This is a genomic window from Runella limosa DSM 17973 (assembly GCF_000482465.1).
In the GTDB taxonomy this organism is placed as follows: domain Bacteria; phylum Bacteroidota; class Bacteroidia; order Cytophagales; family Spirosomataceae; genus Runella; species Runella limosa.
The window spans coordinates 245,590-269,472 of the sequence record NZ_KI519422.1 but is presented as its reverse complement, the minus strand read 5'-3'; the positions used below and the strand labels follow the sequence as shown (position 1 = coordinate 269,472).

Below are 23,883 nucleotides of genomic sequence, written 5' to 3'. Positions count from 1 at the left end.
ATTCAAATACAATTAAACTGTGCTTTGCACTCATTTCATGAAATTTAAATCAACAATTGCTTTTTTCTCGGTAGCTGCCCTCATGGCTGCTTGCAACAACCGTGTTAGTGTCAGCGAAACTGGTCTTAAATATCAAATTCACGATGAACATTCTGATAGCCGCAAACCAAAAGTTGGCGATATTCTTACGTTTCATTTGGTATTAAAAAACAGCAAAGACTCTGTCTTGCGCGATACCTATAAGGAAGGCCAACCAATGCAAATGATGCTTCAAGTACCTCCTTTCAAAGGTAGCTTTGAAGAAGGTCTTGCCATGATTTCTAAAAAAGACAGTGCGTCGTTTTTCGTAAGTGCCGATTCACTCTTTACACGCATGATGCAACCACTTCCTCCAGGCATTCCTAAAGGTTCGGACATTCAGTTTACGGTAAAACTCGTGGATGTTCAGAATGAGCAGGAATTCCAGAAATCACAAGCTTCAGCGCGCGACAAACAAGTAAAAGTGGATGCCAAAACCATCGACGACTACGTAGCTAAAAACAAACTTAACGCAACCGAAACGGCGTCGGGCTTGAACTATGTAGTAACGCAAGAAGGAACAGGGGTGAAGCCCGTTGCTGGAAACGTAGTAACTGTACACTACACTGGCAAACTCCTTGACGGAAAGGTTTTTGATAGCTCAGTGAAAAACCCACAAAGTGGTGGCAAGCCCATCGACTTCCCTATCGGCCAAGGAATGGTGATTCCAGGCTGGGAAGAAGGAATCATGAACATGAAAAAAGGTGGAAAATGTACGTTTATCATTCCGTCGTCGTTAGCTTATGGAACGGCAGGTTCTCCAGGCGTGATTCCACCAAACTCTGTGTTGGTATTTGACGTTGAATTGGTGGACGTGAAAAAAGCACCAGCAGCTCCCGCAGGGCCTGGCGCAGTAGGTGGGCAACAGTAAGCAGCCAACCATTGCAAATCGCAAACAAACTCAATCAAACACACTCAATCGAACAAGAATGAGGGGAAAGTTAATTTTAGGTACAGCGGCAAGTATTGTGGCAACGATGTTTGCTTGCAAGCAGACGGAAGATGTGTACCAAGATCGTAAAACACTCGAAAATAAGACCGAAATCAAGAACTATCTAAGCGCGAACAAACTCGTGGCTGATAGCCTCAATTCGGGCTTGTTTTATGTCGTTAGCAACGCCGACACAAGCCTCCAGAAACCTCAAATTGGAGATGAAGTAACATTTAGCTACATCGCTAGGCGGCTTGATGGAGCCATTATTGACAGTAGTCAAGTAGGATATGGAGATGTATTTATTCGTTCTTTCAACACCAATGACATCACTACTACTGGCTATGCAATGGCGTACCGTTTTAACCCTGTGCCATCGTTTGAGGTACTGATGAACGCTCCTTATGAAAAAATAAGAGAGACCGACAAAGTAACGCTTTTTGTACCGTGGTCGTTGCGTGGTTCTGGCGATGTTTCGTTGTTGGCACCATTGTATATTCCCATTCGCTACGATATAAATATTCTAAAAGTACGTACGCAGGAAGAACAAATTAACGATTACGTAGCAGCCAATAAGATTTTGGGGTTAGAAAGAAACACCGAAAATGGGCTTCGGTTTGTAAAGACCTTGGCTCGTCCTGATTCTGCCCAAATCGAAATTGGAACAACTGTCAGTGTTGTATATACTGGAAAACTTATCCGAAACGGGGCACAATTTGACAGTGGCACCGTCGATGTAAACGTGGTTGACCCTAAAGGTACCGCATCAGGAGGCGTGGTAAAAGGATTTAATGACGGTATCGCTAAGATGCGTTACGGCGAAAAAGCCATCATCATCTTCCCTTCTACCCTCGGGTACGGGGCAACGGGTAGTGGTGGCAAAATCCCTGCTTATTCTCCGCTGCTCTTTGAGGTCGAAGCGAAACGCAAGTAATTTTATTTTTTATACCACAAAAAGCGGCCGAATGGCCGCTTTTTGTTCTTTTACCTTTCTAACATCATGCAACTTTGTTTTGCTACCAACAACGCCCACAAACTCAAGGAAATCAAAGCACTCTTGGGCGATAATTTTGAATTAAAAACCCTCCAAGAAATCGGCTGCAACGAAGAACTTCCCGAAACCACCGATACCATTGAAGGCAATTCAGCGCAAAAAGCCGAATACGTGTGGGAACACTACGGCGTCAACTGCTTTGCCGATGACTCTGGCCTTGAAATAGAAGCACTCAACGGCGCTCCTGGCGTTCATTCAGCTTACTATAGTGGCGAACGCAACCACGCCCGCAACATTGAGCGGGTTTTGAGTGAATTGGCCAATGAAAGTAACCGCCAAGCACGTTTCAAAACCGTCATTACGCTTACGTTAGAAGGGAAAAGCCATTCGTTTGAGGGAATTGTCGAAGGTACTATCATCGACACTCCACGCGGCACCGACGGCTTTGGCTATGATCCTATTTTTGTCCCAGATGGTTCGGAACGAACATTTGCCGAAATGTCGTTGGACGAAAAGGGAAAAATCAGCCACCGTTCAAGGGCTTTTGCCAAACTTGTAGCGTTTTTGCAAGATTATTCAGGTATCAATTCATAACTATTGATACTATTTCCCGTTTTTCGGCTTTCGGCGGTTCGTTCTAATTTCAGTACATCGGCGGTCGGGGTTTCGGTAATAAAAAACTCCACCGTCCCAATGGTCCCCGTCGGCTTTGGAACTAGGTTTTCTAGAATAAGGCGCTGGTTATCGGTCGAAACCGTCCACGTTCCTACCAGCGTTCTACCATCAATATCTTTAAAAGTGACCTGTTTGGGATCGCTCAAATCCAATCGAAAATTGGCATAACTTGGTTTTACATTGGTGCTCCCCCCCAAGTTAAATACTACCTGAGTGCCTTCTTTTACCAATTTTGCTTTCCACTTTTTCCCAATCAAATCGGCAATCGGAACCACTTTTTGGGGCGTACATCCTGCCAACAGCAACATCAAACAACAACTAACTATCGCTAAGGTCTTCATATTCTTTGGGAATTAATTGAGTACAATTTTGGTCGAAAAAACACGATTTTCGGCATTTACTACCACTACATACACGCCTCCTCGCAAGGCACTTAGATCGTGTATCCATGCTTGCTTGCCTGCCACGATGCCTGCATCGGTTTTGAGGGGTTGTCCATTCAAACTCATGAGTTTCCAGTCCATTTCTAACGGCTGAAAACGCTCGTTTTGGATGCGTAACGTGTGGCCGTAAGCAACCACGGTCAATCCCACTTCCGACAACTGCGGCCGTACCGAAATCACCACTTCGGGCGTAGTAACACTCACTACGTTGCTGTACCCTGAATTCCCAGCGGCGTTAGAAAGGCGAATGCGGTAATAATAGGTAGTTTGTTCGTTGAGCCCAAGATCCACGTACGAGGTGTTCGTAGCGGGTTGTTGCGTAATTTGCGCAAACCCAGTATTCGGACTGGTTGAACGCTCAACGAGGACGTTGGTGACGTTAGAAAGCGTTCCCCACGTCAACCGAATTTGGTCATAATCTGCGAGTTCGGCCGTGAGGTTTGTTGGAGCTACAGGAACGGCCAATGAAGTAGTGGCGTCCGAAACGTTGGTATAACTACTAGCGCCCGCCGAATTTTTAGCCCGAACGCGGTACCAATAACGCGTTGAAGCACTCAAGCCCGTGTTCGAGTACGACGTGGTATTCGCGCCTACATCCACAATTTTCGCAAAATTCGTCCCATCCGTACTGCGTTCTATTTCAAAGCCCGTTTCGTCAGAAGCATTATCCGTCCACGCCAAATTGATTTGACTGCTGCTTGTCGCCGTGGCTGTCAAACTACTCGGCGGACGGGGAATCGTTACGGGAGGAGCTTGGGTGGTGGCGTCAGCAACGTTGGTGTAACTACTAGCGCCCGCCGAATTTTTAGCCCGAACGCGATACCAATAACGCGTTGAAGCGTTCAAACCTGTGTTCGAATAGGTAGCGGTATTCGCGCCTACATCCGCGATTTTCGCAAAATTCGTACCATCCGTACTGCGCTCAATTTCAAAACCCGTTTCGTCGGACGCATTATCCGTCCATGCCAAATTGATTTGACTGCTGCTCATAGCCGTGGCTGTCAAGCTGCTCGCAGGGCGAGGAATCGTTACGGGAGGCGCTTGGGTAGTGGCGTCAGCAACGTTAGTATAACTACTTACTCCCGCCGAATTTTTAGCCCGAACGCGGTACCAATAACGCGTTGAAGCGTTCAAGCCTGTATTCGAATAAGTCGTAGTATTCGCACCGACATCGGCGATTTTTGCAAAATTCGTACCATCTGTACTGCGTTCAATTTCAAAGCCCGTTTCATCAGAGGCATTGTCCGTCCACGCCAAATTGATTTGACTGCTGCTTGTCGCCGTGACTGTCAAACTACTCGGCGGGCGAGGAATCGTTACGGGAGGAGCTTGGGTAGTAGCGCAAGCTGGGTCGGTATAACCTGAGTTTCCTGCGCCATTTTTTGCCCGTACCCGATAACAATATTGCGTATTGCTAATAAGTCCCGTGTTGGAATAGGTCGTTGTTCCAGCCCCCACGTCGGCTATTTTGCTATAATTTCGGCTATCCGTACTACGTTCTATTTCAAAACCCGTTTCATTGTCTGACAAATCCGCCCACGAAAGATTGATTTGGGAACTACTTGTAGCGTTGGCCGTTAAGCGTGCGGGGGCATTGGGCAAGCCCGACTGCGTGGTGGCATCGGCGGTATTGGATTTGGTGCGCGAAGGCGTCCCACCCCGTTGAGAACCTACATAATAATAATAACGGGTAGAAGCATTCAGCCCCGTATTGGCGTAGGTCGTTGCATTGGCGCCAACATCGGCAATTTTAGAAAAATTAGCATTATCAGTAGAGCGAAAAACTTCGAAACCCGACTCATTATTGGACGCATCCGTCCAACTAAGGTTGATTTGGCTTGACGATACCGCTACAGCGCTAAGATTGGTGGGCGGGTTAGGAGGTGAGGCGAGCGTAGTGGCACAGGCGATATTAGAAAACTCATTGGGAGCTCCCGTCCAAGACACCCGATAACAGTACTCAGTGTTGTCTAACGGAACGGTTTGGTCATCATAAAACGTAAGGTTAGAATCAAACGAGCCAATCGTACTCCATGCCCCACCCTGCCCTTGGCGACGCTGAATAACGACATTGCCGTTTTCTTTTCCGCCTTGTACCTTAAACGTAATCGCAATCCAGTTTGTCCCTTTCACCTCAATTTTTGAAATGTTGGGCGCAACGGGCGGGAAAGCATAAACCACGTTGGAATAACCGCTAAAAGTGGTCGCTGTCAACTTCGCCCTTACCCGATAATAACTATACATATTGGCTGGCGGATTGGCATCGGTATAAGAAATAACATTGGCTGCGACCTCGCCTAATTTTGAAAAACCCGCCGTTTCAGAAGTAGTAGAACGCTCTATTTCAAAGCCTAACTCCCGATTCGAATTATCTTTCCAGCTCAGATTAACCTGTTTGCTGGAAACGGCAACCGCCGCCAAATTGGAAGGTGCTTCGCTTTGGGCAAAGGCTTTCCCAAAACTGATAAACACTAAAAATAAGAATAGCTTTTTCATGGGCACAATGCGTTGAATGGCATTTATTTAAGCTCTACTTTTACGACCGAAGACAAACTTGACTCCAGTCCATCAGGATAAATAACCCGTACCGCATACTGAACAATGCCTTTAGCTGGTGGGCGTTTATCTTGGTATTGACGGTTATCATAAACCGAATCATAACTTAAAAAAGGTTCTTTTTCGACAGACCGATAAACCACAAAGCGACAATTCGGGACGGCATAATTCCACGAAACCAACACCGTTTTATCTGGATTGACAATCGCTTTGAGCCCATTGACTTTTTGGGGAGTAATGCGAGGCGTTTGAACATTGAGCGGGAAAGACGTCTCTGAACGCAGCCCCGCTTCGTCCACTGCCACCAACGCATAGCCGTATTCTGCGCTTCCTTTGATGGTTTTGTCGGTGTAAGTCGAAATGTCTTTGGCTAATTTTGCCAATTCAACCCACCTTTCACTGTTTTTACCGCGACGTAACAACAACTGATACGCTACGTCGTCGCTGCTACTTGGTGCCCACGAAAACGCTACTGAGGTATCGCTCACTACATAGTCTCTTATGACAGGCGTCGTTGGCGCAATTTTATCGGGACGAATCAGCTCCAAAATATCAGACGCTTCGCTTGGATTGTAATTTTTGTCGTAGGCAATCACCCGAAAGTATTTTTTACGCGTCAAGGTATTTAGCGTCACGCTATCATTATAGACTGGTAATGCCAAATAGCCTTTGGTATCTACCGTAAAAACGTGTTTGCGGTCGTTTGCCGATACCACCTGATAGCCCATCAAATCGGGTTCGGGATTCATGTCCCACACAACACGCACAAAGCCCGTTGAGTCAATGTATCCTTGCAATCCTTTTGGCTTTGAAGGACCTTTTCCGTCTTTGATGATGCAATAAACGGGCAGACTATGCCCCAAGTTTCGGGCCGTATCTATTGCTATTACTTTGTAATAATTGGGCAAATGAGGGATAGCGGTGGTATCCGTAAATTCACGTATCGAAGGCGCCAACGGCTGGGTAACTAGCGGGCTAAAAGGCCCTTCTAAATTCGTTGCTTTGGCCACCACAAAGCCTGCCACATCGCCAGTTACTGTAGGATATTTCCAAGTAACGCTTACTTTGGCTCCATTGAGGTGTTTGGCATTGAGTTGTTCTACCGATGGCGGGGGGGTTTTGTCAACTCCCATGCCTACAATAACCTCAGAAGGTGCCAATTCACCAAAAGGCGTAATGCCCAAAATTCGATAATGATAGTGGCGGTAATTTTGAGGAACGGAGTCAGCATATTGGATGATGTCATCCATCTGATCGGCGGGGGGCTGTATCCATGGACGCTTGGTGAGCCGACGGAAAGTTTTGCCGCCATCTGTTGAGCGCTCTACGTGGTATGACGAAAAAGCGGATTCGGCCAAACGGCGATTCCATTTAAGTTTTATCAAATGCTCTCCCGATTCGGGGCGGACAGGTACCATTTTCAGGGGCGCTCCTGGGCCGTCATTGACCACCGACGATGCCGCCACTTCTACTGGATACGTTTGCGGATCGGTCAGTGGAATGATATAATAGAGATACTGAACTCCTTTTTTAACCTTTTTATCTACCCAACCTAAGGCCATTCCACGGGCATATCGGGGGTGGCTATCTGCCAAAACCAAGGCCAACATCATGCGCAGGTCGTTTTGATTTTGTTGTTCCAAAATTTTATCCAGCGTCACGGCCTCAGTAGCTCCGATGGGCGTATTTTTTCCATGAACCAACTGCGCACAAGCCGCCGCTAGGGTGTCGCGGCGAGCCGTATTTTTAAGCCATTCATCAAGTGTCCAAGGCAATATCATCTCTTGAAAGTCCAGTTTCGTAGTTTTATTGTCAATTACGCTCCGCCGAGTAAGCAAATAGCCCGATTTAAGCGCTTGTCTGAAAAAAGAGGATTGGTTGGGTGCCCAACGAACGACAATCGAATCGCCAAAGGATTTGGTCATTACCCCTACTCGGTATTTTCCCAACAGCGAGGTATCTATGGGTGTTTTTGGAGAAGCAGCCGTCTTTTTTTGTTGCCCCCAAGCTGAAGAAGCAAAAAGTAAGAAGCAAAGGACAAAACGAGTATATACACTAACTTTCATGTTGTCAATTATTTAGCGGAGTTAAACACCGAGGCGGAGCGGATTTTTTGGGCAATGCTGTAAGCCATTTCCGACGGGCAATTATGGTCTTTGTCAAACAAAATAGCTCCTTGATTGGACGACGTAATGGCCTGTAACCAATTTAAACTTACCTGATGTACGTCAAAAAAGGCACTTTGATTTTTGTAATCCAACAATGGGCGATAGAGCGTTCCCCACTTGGCCGATTGCAATAGCTGAGTCAGTTTACTGTTGCTTTTATTGGTCTCTATTTGGCTTTTGGCAATGATAACCGCAATAGCGCAATTGGCATTCGCTCCTGGACTCGCCATAAAGAAAAAGCCACGGGTGTTGGCAGGACTGTTCGTAGAGGAGTATCCATTCGACTTGTCTGTTACGTAGTCAAAAGGCATCTGAGAGTGAATGTTCAGCAACTCATCTTTAAAGTAGTTGGGTTGTTGATAATCAGCCGTCCAAGTCTCCGTTTTGAACTTTTCCTTGGTTTTTGTTCTGAGCGTTTCCAGCGTTTCTGGGCCAAGCTTGCCTCCTTTCCACTTTTCTAACAACGTATTTACATAAGCCCCGTTATTGGTTGCTGCCAAAACAAGCTGATCGGCTACCTTTGAAGCGATGTACTCATTGATTCCCTGATTGTTGCTGTTGTATTTGTCATCGTTTGCTTCAATGAGCTCTACTAGTTTTTGCGCAATGTATTTATTGTACAATTTCAAGACTGGGTCCGACCAATAAGTGATGCCGTAGTTTTTGGGGGCGTTGTCGCCAAAGATGGTTTTCTCAATCATCATCTTATTGGCATCAGCCACTATTTGGTTTGCCTCCAAAGCATTTTTACCCAACTCTTTATCTGCTATATTAAACCCGCCTAAATCGGCACTGGTAGCGTTCGTATTGGCTATGAGGCTCATTTCTACCACATTCAAGTTTACGGCAGGTGTCTTAGGTGCGGTGATTGGCGCATTGGCTGTTACTTTTTTGCCTAGCTGCGCAAAAGAGTTTGAAAAAAATCCGACAACGATTAGCAATGTGACGAGTGGTTTCATAATTCTCAATTTTCAGTCAATTGTTCGTTTATTTTTTCTTTTTTTCCGAAAGGAAAAGGGCTTCTATGTCTTCATTTTTGAAAGGCTGCTGGGGCGCATCATTGATGGTATTAAAAAACACCATGGCCCGCTCAAAAACCTTACTTGGACTGTCGGGGTTTTCTTTCCCATACGAGCCACTGAACAGCATATTTGTTCCTTTAGGGTCATAAATATCAGGCCGTACTCGTTCTAGCAATTGACTTACTGGAATGGCAATATTTTTAAACCAATTGCTCGTTGGGTCGGCGCGAAGCAGCACCAAAGGCGGCCTTACGATTTCACTGCTCAGTTTTTCGGTTCTTAACTCATACGTATCAAATCCTTCTTTGGACACCATTTTGGTCGTCAAGGCATCGGAGAGAAAACCCCAGAATGACGTTTCTGTGGGAGGGAATTGCGTGGCCATCAGCTTTTCCTTGAGCGTACTAAACTCACTGGTTTTAAAGTAGTATTTGTACAAACGCGATTCCAAGCTCTGGAAAAATGCGGCTTCTTGCTTTTGCTGCTGTTGAAGGTTTTCAACCGACTTTTGAACAAGAAACTTGCCGTCACTAAACATCTTTTCTGTTGCAGTATTGACCTTATATGAAGTACCATAGCCTTGGGCAATTTTTTCGTATTCTTGTTCCGAAACCACTGTATAGTCGGTTATTACGTCCTCGTATTTTTGGTTGACAGCCTTGGCCGTTGCACCTGCTCCAACTCCTGGCGCATTATATTTCCCCGAAGTTGACCAGGTTTGAGCGGATATGCTTCCATTGTAGCTTTTCGTACCCGTACTTACGTAAATGTTAGCCGTTGTGATTTTTTTGGCCGAGGCTTTGGCTTTCAGGGCTTCAGCGTACATTTTTTCGGCAAAATCAGCTTTCGGAATCCGTACCAACTCAAAGCGATAAAAAGTCTTGTTTTTGATGCCAAACGGCATTTTATAGCTCACTTTGTCGCCGTCAAATTTGGCGTCGGCTAGCAGTACATTCGGGGCATTTACCTCCGCAAACTTGGCCCCTTCCAACGGTACCAATCGAACTTTTAAGTCATAAAATTCGTCGCTATTGAGGTTTTTCATACAGCAAGACAAGTTGGCTTTGAGCTTGATAAAGGTCGCGGCGGCATCTCCTTTCATAAAATATCGCTGTCCTTCGTATGGGTACGAAGTGAGAACCGTAGCCTCATCTTCACTTCCTTTCGACAATACACTGATGCAAGGCCCCGTGGCAAATTCAACGGTTTCGGTTTGTTCGACCGTCTGGTTTTTAAAAATGTAAGGAACTACTTTGCCACTGTTGTCTTTAATAAACACCTGTACGCCCATCGACATTTTATACGTTGAATTGGGCAAAAGCGCCGTACTGCGGTAAAACGTCGCACTGTAATTAGGATCACCGTCTTCGTTTTTTCCCCAGCTAAACCGTCCCGAATTATCTTTGCTACAATTGGCATATTCGGCAGGTACACTGGTCGCAATGGCATTGAAGTTTTCTTTCAATTTAAGCCGAAACTCACGGTGGAAAATCTGCACCCCACCTGGCCCCATCGTAACAGTGCCCTGTGCTCCCGCTTCCACTTTTTGTCCTTGAGGAATTTCAATATCAACAATCAAATCCGTTTCTACGGGATAGTTAAACTCCGCATAATAGGGCGACAAGATGGACACTTTTTGCTTCGTACCCGAAGGTCCCAACGTGGCGATGAGTGGCTGCCCTGCAAAAGGATTAGGCGGCGAGTAAGCGGGTTCGCATCGTTCACCTTTGTTGTACCAAAATTCAAGATTTACGCGTCCTTTTACCAATCCGCCCAGCACGCGGTATTTGAGCAAAATGTGCCCATTGAGCCAAATCGGATTAACCATGCCTCCGCGCAACAAAGCAGCGGCTTCTAGCTCTACGACCGTAAACCTTCCTTCATACACCCACGTATCAATGTCCAAATCCAGCGCAAAGTGCATATAAGCGTAGATTTGACCTTGGGCATACCAGCCATTGATACCAGGCGTATTTCCGTTGCATTTGTCTTCGCTCTTGGCCAAGGCTAAATCAAACCCAATGGCACCGTCGTAGCGTAAATGGAAGGGGCCAATACCAAAATCTGCGCCCAATTTGTAACCAACCCCAAAGGCCAACATCGGAGAACTGTCTTTAAAAACAGTTCCCGCAGTTCCTTTGTACCCCAATTCTTGCAAAATACCTGGCCGTTTTTCAAAGCCATAAGGCGGAGGCGGAAGCGCCCCCACATCTCCTGGCGTGTAGTTTCCCATCATAAAATATGACCCAAAATCAAAACTACCAAGCTTCGCCAGCGTAACATTCAATCCTATGCGGTTTTGAGGAATGCCCAAAGATAAAAACCATGTACCCTTGTTGCCATCTATCAATAGACGCGTGTCTTTCACATCGGCACTTAGGCTGATGAGCGGTGGTACGTCGTAGCCCGCGTGCATGTTGAGTTGGGCTTTGAAGACTTTATCAGCAAAACTGTATTCCACGACTCCGCTCCCTTGCGCCAGCGATTTGTTGATAGATTCGCCCAATAGCCACGCTTTTACGTCTATCGCCATGGCATTGGACTCCATGGTAAGTGTACCTTCCATGGTAAATACGCCAGGCGTGACCAAGCCGATACCCACCGTTGCCTCAAAGCCGCCCGAGGGAGCAGGCAAAACTTTTGGTTTATAGGTAATTGACCCGTCACCGTTAAATTCTTTCGTCATATTGGAGTACAAACCACCTCCAAAACTCCTAAATACCAGCGGCGAAGGAGGAGCAAACGGAATCCCTGAGCCACCGATTTTGATTTTACCACCTACGTGCCAATAGCGGAAGTTGCCATTATTGGCCAGCGTTCGGCCAAATTGTGCTTCTACCGATCCGCCTATCAAACCTGCAATGGTCATATCCACCTCCCCCTTCAACCCATTTCCATAGGTGGGGTCATTATCAAAAAAGGCTAATCCTCCTTGTACGTGTATAGGTCCCAAATCCCCATCTACATAGACTTCATTGGGCTGGATTTTGTCAAAATTCCAGTCAGGGCGGCCATTTTTCATACCTACTTTGAAGAGGATTGTAGCCCCACCCGTTGCCGAAAGTCCCTTATCGCCATCGCCCGTGAGGTCAAGTTTACCCATTAGCTTCAACCCCATCGAACCGCCACCGTTGTTGACCAATTTATAATCGGTGAGCGTAAGCGGAAAATCAGCCATCGCTTTTTGGGGAGAAGCCGAACCCATTTTTAGGCTGGTTAGACCAAAATAATCGGGTTTAGATTGAAATTTCAATCCTTGAAAAGAAGCCGCAGTAAAGTTGAAATAATCAGTAACAATGTCCAGCTTACCATTCAATTCAGCGCCTGCGGTAAATCCTTCTGTATTATACGTAACAAAAATTTTGCTATCAGCAGCCAAGTGCAATTGCGCCATCCAAATATCCATTTGCATTTTGTCGGTGGGCGAAATGCTAAATTCCACCCCCAGCGAGCCCGCTTGCGGATCTTTGGAAAGGGTACAGGTGTAGGGCAACTGCGATGCCTGTTCCTGTGGGTTTTTGAAAATCGGCAATACTACCAAACCCTTCATTTGGGACTTTTGGAAGGTACTTTTTAAGAAACTTACGGATAGCTCATCTATCGAGTAATACCAACTATCCAACGAACCACTGCCTACATCCAAAATATTCTTCACAAAAGCTTTTCCCGAAAAACCGTTGTTGTCAGAAATCAAATCACTCACGCCAACGGTAAGCGGTTTGCCATCGGCCCGCTTGATAAAAGCAGGGAGTTCCAAGCTGATTTCGGGAAAATAAAGTCCTTGCCACAAATTCAATTCAAGCGCGGGGTTTTCCAAATATCCCTCGGGCAGCTTGGCGGGCGTAGTGGTTTCTGAGTGGTCATAAAGCGCAGGTTTGCCAGGCAGCATCGCAAACTTAAAATCGCTCAAGCCTTGTACATAAAACTTAGGAAAAGACAACTGCGCCGTCCAGTTCTGAAAATTAACCATGCCTGCGTTGACACTAATTTCGACGGGGCCGTTGGTTTCGGCATTTACCAAACCAGGCGGCGTCAGCAGGCCATGAACGCGCAGTTGTTTGTAGCCATTTTCATCAAAAACAACGTGCGTTACCACGGTAGTATCTGGGCCTTCAAACGGGCCTTTGGGCGGAGCGGTGTCCATTCCTTTTAAAGCAAAAAACTGCGACAACTGCATTTTTTCGGCCAAGTACAGAATGCCTTCACCGCAAGGTTTGTTGGGCGACATACACATGTTATACCCACTCAACGGAATGCCATTTACCTGGCTATTGGCTACTTTTATCCACGTATTGGCGTCAAAATAAGCGTTTTTGGGCGTAAAGGTGACGTTGGTAATGGCAATCACTGTATTGACGGGGCCAAAAGATTTGTCTATACCAAAGGGCACTTCAAAGCCAATGCTTTCTTTGGTATTTTTCAAGGAAGAAACGAGCATGTCTTTTTGGGTAGCAAAAAACTCGCTCAAGCTCCCCATCTGACTCGAAGTAAGCGTAGGCGGCTTATAGTCGGGCGAATCGTAGTTAGGGAACAAAGACGGGTTTGCTTTATTACTCAAACGAGCGCGCACCGTACCACCAATCACCTGCCCCGCTGCGTTGCATTGGACATCGTAAAGACGAACCCGCAGCTTGACGTATTGGCTGTTGACCATCGGAATGGGAATCATGCCGTCGCCGTTCAATTTGCCATTAACTTCTTTTACATTGTCGAGCAACTGCATGGTAAACAGCCCAATGGTCGCCGATTTGTTTTTCAGGACACCCTCGTTATCCACTTGGTTGTCCGAAATTTCGCCCGCATTGCAAGAACAATTGACAGGTATATTTCCAGATTTCACGACCATCGGCTTAGGTTTTCCCGTGCTGTCGTTGGCAGCAAATGAAGGCCCTAAGGGAAAAAATGGCATGGTATCTTCTCCGTACGTAAAATAGCAAACGGGACTTTTTCCCTCGTTCAGAAAATTGATTTTTCGCGAAGCATCAAACGCCTGAACCCGCACCGCATACCGTTTGCCTACCTTCAAGGCAGGCTGGTTGGGGCCGTATAAAAATGAATTTACCCGAATATTCTTCACTTCTACACCCGATGGCGGCAGCACTACGGCATCAATAAAAACGTTGGGGTCGTATCCCAATAGCGCATTGGACGTATTTACTTTGATTTCTGCTGTTTCAATTTTGGTAGGTTTAGAGGTAGGCTTTTTATCCTGACTACTGTTCGGGAAACCGCTGATTACATTGGATTGATTGTTCAGGACATTTTCGGCTACTGGCTGAACATCAGGCAATTCAATCACTCTCAGCGTATAACTCACCTGCGCGGGCGATACACCCACGGGTGGCGTCCACGAAAAAATGACATTCTGTGGCGTATTGGCAGCGACTTTACTGTCACAGATAGGGTTGACGAGCATGGGAGGTTCTACGCTTCTGAGGGTAAACAACCCGCTACATCCCAACGGAAAATCGGCCGATAGAGGACGGCTACTTCGGTTGTCGAAAGCTTGAACACACAGCTGATAATTCCCTTCGGGCAAGGGCATTCCACGGTAAAGTTGGGCTTTGTCCACGCCTTGAACCTCAATTTGCCCCAAATCAAACAACCCTTCCAAATCCGAACGCGTCAGCAATTTATTTTCCAAAGGAGCCAAACGCAGCGGCACCAACGGACGAAAGTTTTGTGGCGTCGCAATTCGTACGCCATTGTCCCCCGTGATTACTCCCAAAAAACGCACTTCTAGGACCGCAGAAGTAGTATTTCGAACAAAAATTTGCACTTGATTCCCTCGACCTGGGTAGTCTTGCAAATAGGCACTGTAGGGCGGCAATACGTTGACCGTCACCTGCACCGACTGCCCCCAACCCCCAATGGGGGCTAAAAATGCACAGCAAATCAGTCCTATGACAAACCAACGAAGTTTTGTACCGCAAACGAACCGAACAATTCCCCCATTGGGGGCTAGGGGGCTGTTAAAACGAGATTCCATAACCAAGTGATCCTCTAAGTTCATTGAATTTTTGATCGGGTTGTCCCGTATTTGAGTTAAGGTATCCTAGTTGTAAACTCAAGCTCTGGCGCTTACCAAGCTGATAGCTCGCGTTGGCCGAACCATTAATGACCTGACCGTTTTGCCCTAATTGTTGATTGAACAAATAACTTCCGCTGGCCGATACGTTCAGTTTTTTATCTAGTAAAGTGTGATTTACCCCTACGGTAGGCCCATAAAAACGAACCGTTTGGTCTTGGGGAAGAAACGTTTGCGTATAACTCGCGGTGGCATTGGCTCCAAAACCTGATTCCAATTGAGTAAAGAAGTAGCCCAGGTTCACATTTTGGTTCTGGTTTTGGGTAAATTCCGCCGTATTTTGGTTCAAATCCGACAATTGTTGGTGCGTAGCCGTGAGGGTAAACAAGTGAGAAACCGACTCATTCTGAAGATTATAACGCACATTCCCCATCAAACTCAAGTTGTTTTGGGCTAATCGTAACGTGTCGATGATGGGTCGCAAGCCTGCTTGTTGGCTAATGCCGTAATTTGAAAACTGTAGGTCGATACCAAATGCCGTAGAGGGGTTGAACGACAACACCGCCGAGCCAACCGTTCGGCCCGTTTGGGCGTTTTTATTTTGGGCCAAATTATCTTTCTGAATCCCCAAGCTCCCCATAATTCGCAATTTGCTATTCATCAAATTGAAGCTCGGCGCTACCGTATAACTCACAATATCGCTTTGGAAATAATAGGCGCCCATCGTCTGAAAGTTGGGGTCTATACGTTTGTATTGAAGTTTGAGGCCAAAGACTTTGTCTTGGTAACCCACGGCCGTTTGTAGGGCCGTCGTCAACTGCGTACTGAGCTGGGCTGGCATAAAAATGGTGAAGGCTTTGAGCAACGAACCTTGTTCCAACAGAATCAGCTGCGCACGGGTATCTCGGGTGTAGGCACTCCCCGCAGCGTCCAATTCAAACGACACTTTTTTTACGAGCGTAAACCGCGACGTCAGGCCTAGCACTGTGTTGCGGGCAGGCGCAATCGACTCGTTGGGAGTGATGGAGTTTTGGTCGTCAGCGGCATTGAGCAAATTCAAATCAACGTAATTGGAGGCCGTTCCGTAACCCAATTTCACGGCGTATCCTGTACGTTTAAACGATGGCAGTGCTTGGTCGGGGTTGGCGAGGTCGGTCGAAATGGCTTTGTTGAACCTTCCGTACACCGCTCCCAAACGTAGTTTCCCTGGGTTTATCTCAAAACCTCCTCCCAAAAATGTATGTCCTGCCAAGGTAAAAGGCGAAAACTGGACGTTGCGGTAGCCCGCGTGAACCATCGCCCATTTGTAAGTAGGACTTACGCCAAACTGATTGAAAGGTTGACGAAAGTTAGCTCCTTGGTTTCCTAACACCATCGAAAAAGGTAAAGACACGCCTCCTGGCAAGGCCACGTTGACCGAACCACTCAAGCCAAAGGGCGTGGTTTGGTTACGGGCGTCAATTCCGCTGGCTTGATACAGACCCGCATAAGCGTTGAGCCCCCCCGACAGTTTGACGGCTTGGGAAGTAGTATTCTGAGCATGAATGAACTTGCTTAGGATAAGACACAAAAACAGTAGAAATCGGCGCATAGTTTTTGCTATTGGGTAGAACAAAAATAGCCCATTTGTATAGCTGAGTCAATCGTATAAATATATGACCGTAGAACTACTCACGTATATTCACAAAAACACAAACACCTAATAATCAATATATTAAAATAAATACCCACCCTCTAAAAATATACTTTCGAGAGGTATATTTTGAGTTAACGGTCGTAGGAATTGAGTTAACGGTCAGCGAGGAAGCTGAATGACATTTTCACGAAGGGCTTTATTGATGGCTTCGCCTTTGGAATTGACCTGAAGTTTCTCGTAAATCCGCATAATGTGCGTCTGTACGGTACTAATGCTGATTTGACAATGGTGCGCAATGAGCTTATAACTATCCCCTTCGACCAAGCGGCGTAGCACGTCCATTTCTTTGGGCGTCAGGTCGTAGGTTACTTTTTGATTAGGTTTCTGAAACGCCCCCAACACCTTGAGCGCAATGCTCGGGCTCATGGCCGCACCGCCTTGCAGTACTTCTTGTATGCTTTCCATGATTTTTTCGGCGGGGGTTTTCTTCAATAAATAACCCACGGCTCCCGTTTCAATGGCGGCAAATACATTGTCAGTATCTTCGTACGCAGTGAGCATCAGTACTTTGGGAGGATGAGCCAATTGCTGCAACAATGCCACGGCTTCTATGCCCGTTCGCGAGGGCATTTCGATGTCCATCAAGACTACCTCTGGCTTTTCAAGTTGAACGGTTTCGACTACCCGAGTCGCGTCAGGATGTGAGCCTGCCAACTCGAAGTGGTCGCTCAGTTCAATGATGAGCGCAATGGTATGTCTAAACGAATCGTTATCGTCATAAATCGAAATGCGTGGCATGGTAGTTTTCGTTTATCAGGCAAAGATAAATGACTGTAACATCGTTGTAAATCGGATAAATATATGATTTATGGCTTAGTTCTTGAAGTTTAAACGTACTGCGCTCCCTTTTTGTAAAACCGATTCTATGACCAACGTCCCTCCAATCTCCTCGGCCCGTTTTTTCATGTTTTTGAGCCCATTGCGAGTGTTTACCGCAGCTACCTCAAAACCTACCCCGTTGTCGATTACTGATACATTCCATTCGTCACCCTGTCCGCTAAATTCGATACTTATCTTGCTGGCTTGAGCATATTTAAACGCGTTGTTTAACGCCTCTTTTACAATCAAATACACATTTTGACGCACTTGCAACGGCAAACTCAACGCCTCCACTTGGGCATCCGTTACAAAATCCAACGCTATCTCTTTTGACTCCGCTAACGGTTTGGCATACTCCCGCAAACGGACAAACAAATGCTGCATTGAGTCATTACGGGGGTTTATCGTCCACACAATGTCGTCCATCGACTCCAACATTTGGCGCGCATCGGCGCTGATTTTACGCACCATCTGCTCCGCTTTTTGGGGTTGATTAGTGGCCAATTGTTTCTGGGTCAACCCGCTCATGAGCGAAATACTACTCAACGTACTCCCAATCTCGTCGTGTAAGTCGGCCGCAATCTTGTTGCGCAATTGCAGCGATTCCTGCAAACGACGGTATTTGGCCCGATTGATGACAAACACAATACTCACCAACGCCAAAAGCAACGCCAATCCGCCGCCGATTAACCACAACCTATTTTGCTGCGACTTTAACTCTGACTCCTTCTGCAATAGTTTGATTTGTTGTTCTTTCCGTTCGGTTTCAAACTTCATACTCAATTCGTCCATGCGGGCTTTTTGTTGTTGCGAAAACAGCGAGTCACTCAGTTTTTGGGCCACTTGTTGATTTTCGTAAGCCTGTTTATAATCTCCTTTTTCCACAAACATTTCTCTCAGGGCTTGGTAGATATAGCCTTGGTATTCGAGCGAGCCAATTTCTTTAAAAATCGACAACGCGTCTTTCAGATACGTTTCTGCTTTCTGGTACTGTTTTTGAGATTGGTAGTACTGGCCTAAATTCCCGTAAATAGCCCCAAGGTGATGCCTAAGATGAAGTTTTTTAGCACTTTCCTCCCCTTTTTTTAAAGCCGCCAAATCTTCTTTTGGTTTGTTTAAAGCCCTGTACACCAGCGACAAATTGATGGCAATGTCCACCATAATAGCCTCATAATTAGCCTGCTGCGCATAACTATCGGCTTTTTGAAGGTAAGACAAAGCCCGTTGGTATTCTTTTTGTTCGGCCAGCAACGACCCAATTCGGTTGTTGGTAACGGCCAATCCACGGTAATTCTTTTCCTTTGTTTTGATTTCCAAACTCTGCTGAAAGTATTTCAGGGCCACCTCATTTTTACCTTGAAGGTGATAGATTGCCGCCGCAATATCGTAAGGAGAACTTCCTGATAATTTGGGTAAACGTTCTCGCTCAAAAATCTTGATAGATTCCAACACGTACTTCAACCCCTCTTCGTTGTTCCCCATTAAATGAAGAATCATGCCTACGTTCGTCAAAGCGCGTTGTTGTGATGCAAACCCCAACGAAGACGATTTGGTCAACTGCAACGTTTTTTTGTAAAAGTCCAACGCTTCGTTGTATTTTCCTTGCACGTACGCACTCCGTCCTCGCAAATCGTACGAATCAAATTCTCCCTTTTTGTTTTTGAGTTGTTGCGTCAACGTCAGCAGTACTTTCGCCAGCGAGTCTCCTGCTTTGTACTCCGACGCATCCACTTTCTTCCAGGCATAATCCGCAAGTGCTTGCAGGTAGAGTGTATCTTTGGGGGAAGTGGTTAAAAATTGAACCAACGAGTCAGTGGATTGGGGTACAGTACGTTTTTGGGCAACAGCCATTGCACCAAAAAGTATTCCAAAAAAACCTACCAATAAGCAGCTTTTTTTCATTTAAAAGTAGGGTTAAGAATTGACGTTTAAGGTACAGCTATTTTGGAAAAGAAACTACAGATTGACTTTGGAAAGTGGTTTTTGCTATTTTTACCTAGTTTTATTCCCCTCCATTGACCAACATCGTATGTATTATCTCCTATCGTCACCCAGTCCAGAAAGCCGTTTTATTGAAATCGAATGTACATTTCTCGAAGTAGAAACTGAATATCTCGAAATCCAACTGCCCGCTTGGCGGCCTGGACGGTATGAGTTACAGCATTTTGCCAAAAATATTCAGCGTTTTGGAGTTTTCAATAAAAATGGCGAACCACTTATTTATCGGAAAATAACGAAAGACCGCTGGCGGGTAGAAACAGGCGACGAAACCGAAGTGGTGGTTCGTTACAACTACTATGCCAATGTACAAAATGCAGGCAGCAGCTACGTCAATAATGACTTTTGGTATGTTAATCCTGTGAATCTTTGTGTATATGCCGATGCTTTTTTAAACGAACCTTGTACGCTTCAGCTTGCCATTCCCGATACATACCAGATTGCCTGTGGATTGCAGCAGATTGCGCCCAAAACGCTATTGGCCAAAGACTATTACGAACTCGTCGATAGCCCTTTGATGGCCTCCGAAACGCTCCAACACCGTACTTATCAGGTGCAGGATACCACGTTTTACGTTTGGATGCAAGGGAATATCAAGCCCAATTGGGAGCAAATTGTCGCCGATTTTCAGAAATTTTCGACCGCCCAAATTGCCGCAATGGGTTCTTTTCCCGAGCCTGAATATCACTTTTTAAACCTGATCTTACCCACGCCGTACTACCACGGTGTTGAACACCGTCACTCAACGATGGTCGTACTTGGCCCCGACGACGAAGGCGATGGCTTGTATCTCGACCTCCTCGGCGTAAGCTCACACGAGCTATTTCACGCTTGGAACATCATTCGGATTCGCCCGAAAGAGTTGCTTCCGTACGATTTTACCAAAGAAAATTACTTCACGACTTGCTTTGTGGCCGAAGGAGTGACGACCTACTACGGCGATTTGTTTCTGCGGCGTTCGGGGGTCTTTAATGATGAAGGCTACTATCGCGAACTGCAAACCTACATGAAGCGTCATTTTGAAAATAGCCGTCATGCCCAGCAATCGCTGGTAGAATCATCATGGGACTTGTGGCTCGACGGCTACGAGAAAGGAATTCCGCAGCGAAAAGTATCAGTGTATCATAAAGGAGCGTTGGCAGCGTTAATTCTTGACCTAACCATTCGCAAGATTCACGGACACAAACGGTCCCTCGATGACGTTATGTACTCTTTATGGCAAAGATTTGGCATACCTTTTGTGGGATATACGATGGAAGACTACCAAGCAGTGGTTGAAGAAATTGCGGGGGAAGCGCTTCCGTGGTACTGGAACGACTGTATTTTGAGCAATTTACCCCTCGAAAATCACTTAAACGATGCCCTCGCGTGGGTAGGTTTACACATGGTTAGTTTGGGAGACGGGACAGTCCAACTACAAGAATTAGAAAGTGAACCTGCCGTTTTAGAACGAAAAAAATGGTTAAATGGCAATATTTAAGGCATTTTTGAGTGTTTTAGCGGATTTTTTCATACATTAACACCAAATTATCAGGCATAAATCTAACAACGACAATGAAAATCACGCCGATTGAGATTCGTCAACATACTTTCCAAAGAGTCTTACGTGGATACGACGCAGAAGAAGTAAACGCTTTTTTGGCCTCTTTGTCTCACGAATGGGAACGCGTGCTCAACGAAAACAAGATGCTAAAAATGCAGCTTGAAATAGCCGAAAAAGAGCTCAACAAACTTCGGGAAGTAGAATTGACGATGTTTAGAATGCTCAAAACGGCGGAAGATACCAGTACGCAAATGACCGAGCAGGCCAAAACCGCCGCCGAAAAGTACATCGAAGACGCACGCCAAAAAGCCGAAGAACTCGTCAACGAAGCGCGGAAGAAGTCGAATATGCTCGTCATTGATGCCGAAAACCAAGCAAAATACGTGCGCGAAGAAATCATGAATGATTTTAAAAATCAGGAACGTGATTTCAAAGCCATGGAAAAATACCGCGACAACTTGATTGTTCAACTCAAAACCCTCGCCAACAATACGGTGGATAGTGTGGAGCGTTTTGAAAAGAAATTTGCCCAAAATACGGTAGCAGAACGTCTTGAAGACCTTAAAACGCAAGTATCGGATGCAATTCAGCAAGGAGAGCAAACCCAACAAGCTCGCTTAGAAGCGGAGAAAATTGTGGAAGAAATCGTGGAAAGTCAACCTCCCGTAGAAGAAATAGCGCCAGAGCCTGTACAAGAAGTAGTAGCTGAGGTTATTACGGAAGGAACTGTAGCTGAAGAAACAACCGACGAACCAACCCCTGAAGAGCAAAAACCTAAGCAAGAGGGCTCATTCTTCGACCAAATCTAAAATCAAATCAAACCTGTGAGGTTTTGAAAACCTCACAGGTTTAGTAGCACCCTTTTAGACTTTCCAAGTTTTTGCTCAATCAAAATCCAAACTTGGAAAGTCTCTGTATCAACATTTTAGACTTTCCAAGTTTTTACTCAATCAAAATCCAAACTTGGAAAGTCTTTAACACACATTATATATTTTGGGAACAGTAGCATTAGAAGGAATTGAAATATTCGCTTACCACGGCACGTCGGATGAGGAGCAAAAAATTGGGAACAAGTTTTCGATTGATGTCACCATCCAAACCGATTTTTTAGAAGCCGCCCGCCTAGATCGCCTGCGCGACACGGTCAATTACGAAGTGGTATATAAAGTGGTGGTAGAAGTGATGAGCAAGCCAAGTCGGCTACTGGAGCATATTGCCTACAATATCATCGAAGGACTACGCGCAACCTACCCCAACGTAGAGAGCATCGAAGTCAGCGTTTCGAAATTTAACCCGCCCGTCGGAGGCGTCTGTGCGCGTTCGCGCATTACGATGAAAGGGTAATAAAACGCCCCCGTTTGCTTGGCAAACGGGGGCGCTTTGTTTATGATCGTCGGGGAAATAGCTTACACCAATTTCCAACCTTCGCGGTACTGACGCGATACAAACTGGTTCGCATCGTCGAAGTTTGTAATCTTCATGTTGTTACCATCCCACAACAACTTCTTACGACCGTAGTAGTCGAAGCCATCGCCTTTTGGCTGACGAAGCATGTAGCTACGAATCGCCAAGTTACCCATCAATACCGTTTCAGTAAGTGGTCCTGAGTAATCAAACGACGATGTCAAGCCTTTGTGCTTGTCGCTACCAAAACCTGCCTTACAAGCCTCTGTCCAATGGATTTGGTGGCCGTATTCTGGCAAGTTTGTTGGCGCAGCGTACTTGCTATCTTTCGCCATTTCTACTTTGTCGCCGTTTTTGTAATAAATCTTAGGATTGTTGCCATACATATCGCAGGCAATGATTCCTTTGCTACCAATCATCAACACCCCGTTCGCGCCGTTTCCGTCGGTGCTAAGTGGTTCGTTGGCAGGAATCCAATCAGGGTGGAACGGACGCAAACCGCCGTCCATCCATTCCATTTTCAATGGGCTCTTATTTTTCGCAGTAGCAGGGAATTTAATTTCCACCAACGCCGACGGCGGGCATCCTTCAGGAATCCACTCTGGGTTCCAGTCTTTCAAGAACACCGAACCTATGCTACACTCTACTTCAGTTGGGTAGTTAAGACCCAATACCCGGAACGGAGTATCGATGGTGTGGCAACCGATGTCACCCAACGCGCCCGTACCGAAGTTCCACCAACCACGCCATTTGAATGGGTGATAGCCTGGGTGATAGTCAACCCACTGCGCAGGCCCTACCCACTGATCCCATGCAATGCCTTCTGGCATATCAGGCTTGCCCGTTGGTACAGGAATCCCCTGTGGCCACACAGGACGGTTGGTCCAAATTTGAACCGTATGCACAGGCCCTACTAATCCTTTATTGAACCACTCAACCATCTGTAGCTGTGCAGGGTTCGACGCACCTTGGTTACCCATCTGCGTTACCACTTTGTACTTACGAGCCGCTTCCGTGAGCATACGCGCTTCGTAGATATTGTGGGTCAATGGTTTTTGTACATAGACGTGTTTGCCCAATTGCATGGCCGCCATCGCAATCACCGCGTGGTTGTGGTCAGGCGTAGAAATGGTAACGGCATCAATGTTTTTTCCTTCTTTGGCCAACATTTCACGCCAATCTTTGTACTTAGTTGCGTTAGGGAAACGCTCGATTGACTTAGCAGCGTGTTTGTAATCCACATCGCAGAGCGCCACCACGTTATTGGCTCCTTTGTTTGATGCGTTAAAAATGTCACTTGTTCCCTTGCCACCTGCTCCGATGGCTGCCAAATTAAGTTTGTCAGACGGTGCAGTATAACCCTTTCCAATCACATGGCGGGGCACAATGAAAAAGCTACCTACGGCCAAGGCGCTCTTTTGCACGAAATCGCGTCTTGATACCGATAAGGTCTTTTGTTTTGATTTCATTGGTTTAGTAGTTTTTTTAAGTTGTTTGAACAGACTCGTAACTTAAAGCACAGAAGAGG

15 protein-coding genes are annotated in these 23,883 nt (G+C 46.1%); 6 read left to right on the top strand and 9 right to left on the bottom strand.

The features are described 5' to 3' along the window. The first annotated feature begins 37 nt into the window (after nt 1-37). The 3 genes from K339_RS0119030 (at nt 38) to rdgB (ending at nt 2,597) form a co-directional block, all read left to right on the top strand. Nucleotides 38-949, top strand: a complete 912-nt coding sequence (locus K339_RS0119030; protein WP_028525026.1) for an FKBP-type peptidyl-prolyl cis-trans isomerase — start codon at nt 38-40, stop codon at nt 947-949. 58 nt (nt 950-1,007) lie between these two features. Next, complete coding sequence (locus K339_RS36100; protein ID WP_084332258.1) at nt 1,008-1,943, top strand: FKBP-type peptidyl-prolyl cis-trans isomerase; 936 nt, start codon at nt 1,008-1,010, stop codon at nt 1,941-1,943. Nucleotides 1,944-2,009: 66 nt separating this feature from the next. Continuing rightward, nucleotides 2,010-2,597, top strand: coding sequence for an RdgB/HAM1 family non-canonical purine NTP pyrophosphatase (rdgB, locus tag K339_RS0119020; protein WP_028525025.1), 588 nt, complete (start codon nt 2,010-2,012; stop codon nt 2,595-2,597). On the opposite strand, the gene K339_RS0119015 is transcribed toward rdgB, so the two are convergent. The 8 genes from K339_RS0119015 to K339_RS0118980 form a co-directional block, all read right to left on the bottom strand. Further along, nucleotides 2,576-3,019, bottom strand: coding sequence for a hypothetical protein (locus tag K339_RS0119015; RefSeq protein WP_028525024.1), 444 nt, complete (start codon nt 3,017-3,019; stop codon nt 2,576-2,578). The two genes, rdgB and K339_RS0119015, sit on opposite strands and share 22 nt — an antisense overlap. A gap of 12 nt (nt 3,020-3,031) precedes the next feature. Further along, complete coding sequence (locus tag K339_RS36095) at nt 3,032-5,617, bottom strand: fibronectin type III domain-containing protein (protein WP_051398114.1); 2,586 nt, start codon at nt 5,615-5,617, stop codon at nt 3,032-3,034. Nucleotides 5,618-5,640: 23 nt separating this feature from the next. Next, nucleotides 5,641-7,743, bottom strand: coding sequence for a fibronectin type III domain-containing protein (locus K339_RS0119005; protein WP_028525023.1), 2,103 nt, complete (start codon nt 7,741-7,743; stop codon nt 5,641-5,643). Nucleotides 7,744-7,751: 8 nt separating this feature from the next. Then, nucleotides 7,752-8,804 (bottom strand): hypothetical protein, encoded by a 1,053-nt coding sequence (locus K339_RS0119000; protein ID WP_028525022.1) that lies wholly within the window; start codon nt 8,802-8,804, stop codon nt 7,752-7,754. A gap of 28 nt (nt 8,805-8,832) precedes the next feature. Further along, a complete protein-coding gene (locus K339_RS0118995; protein ID WP_157607656.1) occupies nt 8,833-14,880 on the bottom strand; it encodes a hypothetical protein in 6,048 nt (2,015 codons plus the stop codon). Next, nucleotides 14,840-16,486 carry a hypothetical protein gene (locus K339_RS0118990; RefSeq protein ID WP_051398113.1) on the bottom strand — a complete coding sequence of 549 codons (1,647 nt, stop codon included), beginning with the start codon at nt 16,484-16,486 and terminating at the stop codon, nt 14,840-14,842. The genes K339_RS0118995 and K339_RS0118990 overlap by 41 nt, the downstream gene beginning before the upstream one ends. Nucleotides 16,487-16,690: 204 nt before the next feature. Beyond that, nucleotides 16,691-17,329, bottom strand: a complete 639-nt coding sequence (locus K339_RS0118985; protein WP_028525019.1) for a response regulator transcription factor — start codon at nt 17,327-17,329, stop codon at nt 16,691-16,693. A gap of 75 nt (nt 17,330-17,404) precedes the next feature. Further along, nucleotides 17,405-19,312 (bottom strand): tetratricopeptide repeat-containing sensor histidine kinase, encoded by a 1,908-nt coding sequence (locus K339_RS0118980; RefSeq protein WP_028525018.1) that lies wholly within the window; start codon nt 19,310-19,312, stop codon nt 17,405-17,407. A 127-nt stretch (nt 19,313-19,439) separates the two neighbouring features. Between K339_RS0118980 and K339_RS0118975 the strand changes: the two genes are divergently transcribed. The 3 genes from K339_RS0118975 to folB all read left to right on the top strand — a co-directional run bounded on the left by K339_RS0118975 (nt 19,440) and on the right by folB (nt 22,295). After that, the gene (locus K339_RS0118975; protein WP_028525017.1) at nt 19,440-20,888 is read left to right on the top strand and encodes a M61 family metallopeptidase; all 1,449 of its coding nucleotides are present in this window, start codon (nt 19,440-19,442) and stop codon (nt 20,886-20,888) included. A 74-nt stretch (nt 20,889-20,962) separates the two neighbouring features. Continuing rightward, nucleotides 20,963-21,760 carry a DivIVA domain-containing protein gene (locus tag K339_RS0118970; RefSeq protein ID WP_028525016.1) on the top strand — a complete coding sequence of 266 codons (798 nt, stop codon included), beginning with the start codon at nt 20,963-20,965 and terminating at the stop codon, nt 21,758-21,760. Between the two features lie 184 nt (nt 21,761-21,944). Continuing rightward, complete coding sequence (gene folB, locus K339_RS0118965) at nt 21,945-22,295, top strand: dihydroneopterin aldolase (protein WP_028525015.1); 351 nt, start codon at nt 21,945-21,947, stop codon at nt 22,293-22,295. A gap of 62 nt (nt 22,296-22,357) precedes the next feature. On the opposite strand, the gene K339_RS0118960 is transcribed toward folB, so the two are convergent. After that, nucleotides 22,358-23,824, bottom strand: coding sequence for a Gfo/Idh/MocA family protein (locus tag K339_RS0118960; RefSeq protein WP_028525014.1), 1,467 nt, complete (start codon nt 23,822-23,824; stop codon nt 22,358-22,360). Nucleotides 23,825-23,883 lie beyond the last annotated feature (59 nt).

Excerpts from the sequence above, each read along its gene's own strand:
- K339_RS0118970 (WP_028525016.1), top strand. The coding sequence starts at position 20,963 with ATGAAAATCACGCCGATTGAGATTCGTCAACATACTTTCCAAAGAGTC.
- rdgB (WP_028525025.1), top strand. The coding sequence starts at position 2,010 with ATGCAACTTTGTTTTGCTACCAACAACGCCCACAAACTCAAGGAAATC.
- K339_RS36095 (WP_051398114.1), bottom strand. The coding sequence starts at position 5,617 with ATGAAAAAGCTATTCTTATTTTTAGTGTTTATCAGTTTTGGGAAAGCC.
- K339_RS0118975 (WP_028525017.1), top strand. The coding sequence starts at position 19,440 with ATGTATTATCTCCTATCGTCACCCAGTCCAGAAAGCCGTTTTATTGAA.
- K339_RS0119000 (WP_028525022.1), bottom strand. The coding sequence starts at position 8,804 with ATGAAACCACTCGTCACATTGCTAATCGTTGTCGGATTTTTTTCAAAC.
- K339_RS0118985 (WP_028525019.1), bottom strand. The coding sequence starts at position 17,329 with ATGCCACGCATTTCGATTTATGACGATAACGATTCGTTTAGACATACC.
- K339_RS0118960 (WP_028525014.1), bottom strand. The coding sequence starts at position 23,824 with ATGAAATCAAAACAAAAGACCTTATCGGTATCAAGACGCGATTTCGTG.
- K339_RS0119030 (WP_028525026.1), top strand. The coding sequence starts at position 38 with ATGAAATTTAAATCAACAATTGCTTTTTTCTCGGTAGCTGCCCTCATG.
- K339_RS36100 (WP_084332258.1), top strand. The coding sequence starts at position 1,008 with ATGAGGGGAAAGTTAATTTTAGGTACAGCGGCAAGTATTGTGGCAACG.
- K339_RS0119005 (WP_028525023.1), bottom strand. The coding sequence starts at position 7,743 with ATGAAAGTTAGTGTATATACTCGTTTTGTCCTTTGCTTCTTACTTTTT.
- K339_RS0118995 (WP_157607656.1), bottom strand. The coding sequence starts at position 14,880 with ATGAACTTAGAGGATCACTTGGTTATGGAATCTCGTTTTAACAGCCCC.
- K339_RS0118980 (WP_028525018.1), bottom strand. The coding sequence starts at position 19,312 with ATGAAAAAAAGCTGCTTATTGGTAGGTTTTTTTGGAATACTTTTTGGT.
- K339_RS0118990 (WP_051398113.1), bottom strand. The coding sequence starts at position 16,486 with ATGCGCCGATTTCTACTGTTTTTGTGTCTTATCCTAAGCAAGTTCATT.
- K339_RS0119015 (WP_028525024.1), bottom strand. The coding sequence starts at position 3,019 with ATGAAGACCTTAGCGATAGTTAGTTGTTGTTTGATGTTGCTGTTGGCA.